This window comes from Lactobacillus sp. HBUAS51381, assembly GCF_012641095.1.
Classification (GTDB): Bacteria; Bacillota; Bacilli; order Lactobacillales; family Lactobacillaceae; genus Levilactobacillus.
In genome coordinates this window covers 1-7,020 of the sequence record NZ_JAAVSC010000059.1, presented here as the reverse complement: position 1 = coordinate 7,020, position 7,020 = coordinate 1, and the positions used below count along the sequence as shown (strand labels likewise).

The window sequence follows — 7,020 nt, the reverse complement described above, 5'->3', positions numbered from 1 at the left end:
CGTGAATTTCGGCTCAAAGCGAGGGAAAAGACAGCACTTCGGCTTTTCCCGATCCTTCCCACAGCGATCCAGACCAAATTTGGCGAACGGTAAGGCGGTCAGCATGCGACGATCATATTATAATGGTTGTTATCCTTGTCACACCAAGGATTCTAACCGTTTTCTATCTTTCAACCTTCAGCCCTGTAAAAATAGCGCACCCTGAGCCCGGTTAGCCGGCACTTAGGATGCGCTATTTTTAGACCTTTTTTCGCCACAAGTGATAACTTCCCCAGCAGATGAGCCCCAGATTAAATAGCATGAGCAATCCCCATAGCCAGAGGTAATCCGTCAGTAGCGGCGAGTGTTGCGTGTGAAAGAGGTCGACCGTCATGCCCACCACGATTAGCGCGTTGACGATCAAGCCGACCCGTTTCGACCAAATACTTTTGGCAAAGGCCGTCACGACCACCACGACCAGGACGAGGGCTACCCCGATGACATCGGGATTGTGCCAACTAAAGTCTAACCCTAGACTGCTCGTCGACGAGGGCTCTAGGGACATCACCAATAGAAAATACAGGCTACCCAATCCGCTTAATAGCGGCACAAAACCGTAATTTTTCTGCATGCATATCGCCTCTCTCCACAGCTCCTCTCACTTCGTACAATAGTGGATCTGACTGGGAAAGTAAACGGATATGCTGGGGTTGCTTGGGTGACGTACCAAAGAAAAAAGCAAACTTCAAGTTGCACACTTCACAATACTAAACTTATCTACTCAACGATTTCAACCTCTTTTTTCACGGTTCTTATCCAGATACTTGTCGCGATTTTTGCAAAACTATCTTGGCGACACTCGATGCTTTGCGGTGTCCAATCTTTGAAGTTCAATAGATCTTTTGTAATCGCAATTTGAGATATCTTATAAGCTTCTTCTTTTTTTACATCGAAACCAGAATTAGCAATCTTTTGATTAAGCTTATTACTCAATAGTGTCAGATTCCCAATTCTCCATAAGAACTCGCTGCTCTCAACATCGTCAAATTTATACCAGGTGTTTTTATGCGGCCTTTGGGGAAAGATATGTTCAATATGAACCACACTATTATCTTTAACTACTTCCAATTCATCAGACTTTGTATACGCTGAATTTAATTTTCTCAAGAGGTAACGGATGACTTCTCTTTGCTTCACGATAGCGGTCTTAAAGTTATTTTGAAATTCAGAATCAGAGACCATCTTTTTATTGATAGAGTTGATCAATGCCTCAATATCAATTAAGTCTGAAGAATAGCTCATGGCTACTTTAGCAAAAAAAATTTCATACTTATTCGCAGACAATCCAGAAATCACAAAGTTTCTAACCACTAGCGTTTCAATTGCTGTTAAAACATCATGTAATCTCGATATATCCTTGTTTTTAGAAACTACTGCTAACACGATTGGATAATAGGATTTTGCTCCCAAATGATTCAAGGCAATTAAATCTGTCCTAATGTCTCCATCGTCAAAGTAATCGCTTGTTTTAGGAAACTCAAGATTATTATAAGTTTTGGCCAGATTCGCTAGATCTTCACTCAGTTTAACTTCATTTATCGAACTTCCCTTTAGAGCCTTATAAAGTCCACGCTCTCGTACAAATGGCTGTCTCGAATTCCAAAAGGAACGAATAAATTTCGTCGTATCCGCTTTGCCAAGATAATTTACCATCTCAGACCAATTGCTTTCGACCTTCTCAATATTTTGTTTGCCTGCATGGCTAAATAAATGATTCTTTAACAAATCGGAAGTGGCCAAACTTTTCCCCCGATCATTCAAAGTTTCAAAAATTATAAATGCCTCGTTCAAATCATTTGTTTCTACGTACATAACCTTAAATCTCTTTGTAAGATCTTTCCAACGATCACTTAGCAGGTTGAACTTTTCAACCTGTTCTTTGTCTTCAAGCTCTTTTTGCAATTTATCAAAAAAATAGTCATAAGCCTTCCTAATTCTAATATTTGATGTACTATCCTCCCTAAAGTGAGATAACCCATGCGTGGTTGATTGTATGTAATCAGCGAAAAACTGCCTATCAATCGTATTTAGAACCAGATGACGTTCATCTCTTCGATCTGTATAACGGCCAATACTAGCCGTTATATCTTGAATATCATATCCTATGTCACTCGACAAGTCAGTTTTTCCTTCAAGTCCATTCAACAGTTTTTTTAGGTGATTTCTAACTACAGATAAGAAAATTACACTGGTTATTGTTCGCTGTTGACCATCAATAATATAATTCCTAGTCGTCGTTCCTTGCTCTGTACTTTTATGGACAACGATTTGCCCAAAAAAATGCTCAGCATCTTCTGCATCATTCTGAACAGAAAGTAAATCGAACCAAAAATCTTCAAGTTGATTTATATCCCAAGAATAATCCCTTTGATAGTCGGGAATATAATATTCTTTAGCTAAGTAAGTGGACAAATCTTCAAAATTGTAATTCGTTATTGACATTTTTAAATCCCCAATCTTAACGTTATATTTTAGTATGACATTAATTAAACTAAATGAAAAATCGTTACATACTTTACTTAACTATTACATTATCTATATGCAAATAATTTCAACACATGCCAATCAAAATAGAAAAAAATGGCAAATTTCTGAAAGATCACTATCCAGCTAATAATGTAAATCTGTGTGAAAATTTTTGAAATTTACTTCACCCGATCTCAATCTCCCCTGCCTTAGACAACTCCAGAGCCAGCCGCAAGTTCAAACTCGTTTGCGGATTCTTTACGGACTGGCCCAAAATCTTCTCACACTGCTTAATCCGATATTTAATCGTATTGCGGTGAAGATACAGCGTATTGGCCGTCTTGGTGATCTCACAGTTGTAATCCAGATAATACTGCAGGGTCTTTCGCAAATCAATTGTTGAAGGATCGGTTGGATACGCTAAGTCCTTCAGCACCTTCTCACAGTAGTAGTGGATATCCTCGTCATTGGCCCCTTCGAATAAACTAATCAGTCCCCGGGGATGGTAATAGTTCAACATATCGGGATCTTCCTGTTGCTTCACCTCATCCAGGGTCAGCTTGGCCTCAACATATGAGCTCGAGATTTCTTCGATTTCATCATAGGGATTACCAAAGGAGAAGCTCAAGTTAATGCCCAACTCATTTCTCAGACTGTTAATGAGGGTCTTGACCGTGCGCTCAAAACTAACCTCTTTTGACTGAAACAGCAAAGCGATATCGTTACTGTTCTTCACCTTAAAGGCCACCACGTCACGAATCTTAAGCGGCAGTTGTTCTTGCAACCAACTGTTGGCGACTTCGGATTCTTCTTTACGGTAAAAGATTTGGTTTTCGTTCTTCTCGTTGGGGACACAATAGACTAACGCAATTCGATAGTAATCGCTTTGAACGAGGCCGTAGTTCTCCCCCAAATCAATCCAGTCACGATTCTCATTGCTCTGTTCCGTCTTGGCCTTAATGAGTTGAGATAGGAAATCACTCTTCATAATATCGAAGAATTCCTGAACTTTTTGATTCTTGTACAGAATAAACGTGAGCACTAAGACCGCCTGCTCAATGGCAAATTCCGAAATTGGATACGGAATCTGTTCCGGACGTAGCACGACTAAATAATAGGGAAAATGATTGGCCACCTTGACGGGATAGCCCAGAACCTGAATCTCATCGCCCCGCACATCCTTGATCAACAGGTTCGTTTTCCCCTCGTTGATTTTTTCATAATGCTGTCGGGTTAACTGTTCGGTATAAAATGACGCGGGATGATCCGATCCAGAGAAGAATTGGGAGCTCCCAATCACCTTGTGCCAGGGATTTAACATAATGACGGGAGCATTAATAATTTTCCCCAATTCCGCAACAAAACGACCATTGCTGACGTCGTGCATCAATAAGTTAGAGAAACTTTTTTGAATATCTAACGCATATGTAAGTTGTTCGGTCTTGCTGTCCATTAAGTAGCTTTGCATCTGATAGAGCAAGCCACCCAAGGGCTGGGTACTAGGCACCTTAATCAGGGGTAAATCAATCTCACTCGCATAATCAATCACTGCCGGATCGATCTTATCAATGAACCGGCCCACCTTAATGCCTAACGCCGTCACGTGTTTTTTCTTTAACGATGCTAAAAATGGTTTTAGTTTCTCCTGACCATTTCGAAACACCATGGCGGTCGTCAAAATAATAACGTTGTCCGGAATAAAATTAGCAACATCGGGGGTTTCAGTAATTTCAACGCTTTCGACCGGTCGTTCCAGATCTTTATGAACCGACAGAACTTCCAAATCGGAAAAACGCGGTAAGTTCAGTAACTCTTTGAGTGTGCTCACTTTAGTTAGCCTCCTTAAGTAAAAGTTAGCGCTTTCATCTCTCCAATTAAAACACATTTGGCTAAAATAGACAAATACCATTAATTTATGGTGCAGAGTATGCAATGAATTTCTTGTGAATCTCCTTATAATTGTCACTGTAAGCGTTTACATATATGGTGAAATTGGAGGACTTATCATGGACAAAGTTACAGAAAAATCAGGTATGGCCTATTGGAAGAAGATTGTTATCTTACTCTGTGCCGGCTGGATTACCATTTGGATCTACCGTTCTGCCCTTGCGCCGGTCTACCCCCAAATCCGCTCATCACTTGGCGGTGGGGTGTCTGACACCGCATTGGGTTCCATCTCGAGTTTTTATTTCTTAGGTTACGTGATCATGCAAATTCCCGCGGACTTCCTGGTCGATAAGATTGGGAAAAAGCGCGTCTTGATTCCCGGCTTTATTCTTTTCGCCATCGCAGCCTTAATCGTTGCCCTGGCCAGTTCCATTCAGATGATCTACGTGGGGTCCGTCTTGGCTGGTCTCGGCTGTGGTTCCTTCTACGGTTCCGCTTACTCCCTGACCTCCCAGAACATCCCCGCCGACAAGAAGAGTTTTTCCACGGCCATCGTGAACAGTGGTTCGGCCGTTGGTTCCGGTCTCGGGATGATTCTTTCCAGCTTCCTAGTGGCCCAACAAGGCATGCCTTGGCAAACGATGATGTACATCACGATTGTCATGATTATCTGCATGGTCATTGCGTTCCAAGCCATTATTAAGAGCAACAAGGACGATATCGTCAACATTCAGGCCGCCGAAGAAGCTGCCAAAGCCGCTGAAGCCGAAGCACCAAAGGTTAAAGAGAAGGTCTCCCTGAGCACCCTCTTCCAACCTAAGATGCTCTTCGCCTACATTTTATACTTTGCGACCTGCTACGCGTACTACATGATTGTGACGTGGCTGCCAAACTTCCTGGCTACCGAACGGGGGTTCCACGGGGCCGCTATTGGATTCTCCTCCTCACTGGTTGCCTTCGCGTCCATCCCTGGCGCCCTGTTCTTCAGTAAATTAGCCGATAAATATCTGAACAAAAAAATCCAGTTCATCGTGGTTCTGGAATTACTCTCTGCCGCAATGCTACTATTGACGGTTCAAGCGACCTCATCCGCCTTCCTGTTGACCGCCCTCATTCTCTACGGATTCTTGGGCAAGCTAGCGGTTGAACCCATCATCATTTCCTGGTTAGGTGAAAACGCACCGGCCGTGGGTGTTGGGACGACGCTGGGGGTCTTCAACTTCTTTGGGATGATGTCATCCATCATCGCGCCCGCACTGACTGGGAGTATCTCCGACGCCACGGGGTCTAAAGTCCTTGGCTTCTACATCGCCATCATTCTCCTGGCTGTCGGGACCATTTTATTCTTACTGGCTAACTTACGTAAGAAACAAGCCCAAGCTTAATTCCAACGTCAGTTCTCCATCCATTTAGAGCTGGTATTTAAAAATTAATCTACTTTCACCTAAGCACCCCTAGTCGCGACTACTCACTGCCAGATTGTTCTAACGATCGTGGGTGGTCACGACTAGGGGTACTTAGATGCCTGAACTGGAGGTCCTCAGCGTGCTCAAAAAACTCAGTTACATCTTTCTCTTTGCCTGCTGCGGTAGTCTCTTACGGTTTGGCCTGACGGCAATGACCAACCACCACTTGACCACCATCCTACTCATCAATGTCATCGGTTCTTTCTTACTAGCCTTCATCTCGAAGACCCTCCCCACCCTGATTCCCCTCTCCGAGGCCGTGATGGCCGGTTTAACGGTGGGCCTCGTCGGCAGTTTCACCACCTTTTCGACCTTCTCCATGGACGTTGTCAGCCTGCTTCAGCAAGGCGCAATGGGTCTGGCTTTGACGTACTGGCTGGCCAGCCTACTGCTGGGGTGTGGGGCCGCCGTTCTTGGCTTCCGTTCCAGCGCCCGCGTTTCCGAAAGGGCGTGACTGGATGCTTGCCGTTCTTTACATCTGCTTAGCGGGCGGCTGCGGGGCCCTAGGGCGCTTTTCCGTCGGCTATCTGGCCGATAAAATCCTGCCACCCACGCACTTTCCCGTGGCGACCGTTTCCATCAATATTTTGGGCTCGGGTCTGTTGGGAGTCACCACCGGACTCCTTGCCCCAACTGCCCTCCTCTTCCAGGTGGCCAGCGGTTTTCTCGGAGGGTTCTCGACGTTTTCGACCTTTACCAATGACTTTATCAAACTCATTGACCATCGGCCGATCACGGCCATGAGCTACCTGGTCCTATCCGCGACGCTGGGGGTTGTCAGCGCTTTTGTGGGGTACGAACTGGTCGCCTAAAGTAGAGCTTATCCACGTCGTGATCTTACTGGTCAAATGAAGACTCACAAGTTCAGGCGCGGTCTTACCGCATGCGAAGAAGCAGCAGTGGTCGTCTTATAACCGACCGATAGTGCTACTTCTTTTTATTTATGCTTGTTTAAATTATTAAAACATCAATGAAAGCGTTGTCCTCGTTTTATCGACAGCGTATAATGTGGGTAACCGCAAGTCTAGTGTGGTGTCGTGTGAGGGAGCAGTGGTGACTGCTCCCTTTTTCTACGTCTTGTCAATAGAAACATTGTTAAATCAATAGTTTATGGTAATTAATGCGGGGCACTGGCTAGGTGGCGAGACCTTTTGGCACCTAG

Annotated in this window: 6 protein-coding genes; 3 read left to right on the top strand and 3 right to left on the bottom strand. The window is 44.2% G+C overall.

Annotation, left to right across the window (positions count from 1 at the left end):
- Nucleotides 1–238: 238 nt before the first annotated feature.
- The 3 genes from HEQ50_RS12285 to HEQ50_RS12275 all read right to left on the bottom strand — a co-directional run bounded on the left by HEQ50_RS12285 (nucleotide 239) and on the right by HEQ50_RS12275 (nucleotide 4,333).
- Nucleotides 239–610 carry a hypothetical protein gene (locus HEQ50_RS12285; protein ID WP_168900789.1) on the bottom strand — a complete coding sequence of 124 codons (372 nt, stop codon included), beginning with the start codon at nucleotides 608–610 and terminating at the stop codon, nucleotides 239–241.
- Between the two features lie 146 nt (nucleotides 611–756).
- Nucleotides 757–2,481, bottom strand: coding sequence for a DUF262 domain-containing protein (locus HEQ50_RS12280; protein WP_168900788.1), 1,725 nt, complete (start codon nucleotides 2,479–2,481; stop codon nucleotides 757–759).
- A gap of 208 nt (nucleotides 2,482–2,689) precedes the next feature.
- Nucleotides 2,690–4,333, bottom strand: coding sequence for a PucR family transcriptional regulator ligand-binding domain-containing protein (locus HEQ50_RS12275; RefSeq protein WP_168900787.1), 1,644 nt, complete (start codon nucleotides 4,331–4,333; stop codon nucleotides 2,690–2,692).
- Nucleotides 4,334–4,511: 178 nt separating this feature from the next.
- Between HEQ50_RS12275 and HEQ50_RS12270 the strand changes: the two genes are divergently transcribed.
- From HEQ50_RS12270 to HEQ50_RS12260, 3 genes are all read left to right on the top strand, one after another.
- Nucleotides 4,512–5,777 (top strand): MFS transporter, encoded by a 1,266-nt coding sequence (locus tag HEQ50_RS12270; RefSeq protein WP_168900786.1) that lies wholly within the window; start codon nucleotides 4,512–4,514, stop codon nucleotides 5,775–5,777.
- 136 nt (nucleotides 5,778–5,913) lie between these two features.
- Nucleotides 5,914–6,312: a CrcB family protein gene (locus HEQ50_RS12265; RefSeq protein ID WP_168900785.1), complete on the top strand. Its 399-nt coding sequence runs from the start codon at nucleotides 5,914–5,916 to the stop codon at nucleotides 6,310–6,312.
- A 4-nt stretch (nucleotides 6,313–6,316) separates the two neighbouring features.
- Entirely contained in the window at nucleotides 6,317–6,670 is a 354-nt protein-coding gene (locus HEQ50_RS12260; protein WP_168900784.1) for a CrcB family protein, read from the top strand.
- The last annotated feature ends 350 nt before the right edge of the window (nucleotides 6,671–7,020 follow it).

What these genes read in the sequence shown, in the direction of transcription:
- HEQ50_RS12270 (WP_168900786.1), top strand. Translation starts at nt 4,512, where the DNA reads ATGGACAAAGTTACAGAAAAATCAGGTATGGCCTATTGGAAGAAGATT.
- HEQ50_RS12285 (WP_168900789.1), bottom strand. Translation starts at nt 610, where the DNA reads ATGCAGAAAAATTACGGTTTTGTGCCGCTATTAAGCGGATTGGGTAGC.
- HEQ50_RS12265 (WP_168900785.1), top strand. Translation starts at nt 5,914, where the DNA reads ATGCCTGAACTGGAGGTCCTCAGCGTGCTCAAAAAACTCAGTTACATC.
- HEQ50_RS12280 (WP_168900788.1), bottom strand. Translation starts at nt 2,481, where the DNA reads ATGTCAATAACGAATTACAATTTTGAAGATTTGTCCACTTACTTAGCT.
- HEQ50_RS12260 (WP_168900784.1), top strand. Translation starts at nt 6,317, where the DNA reads ATGCTTGCCGTTCTTTACATCTGCTTAGCGGGCGGCTGCGGGGCCCTA.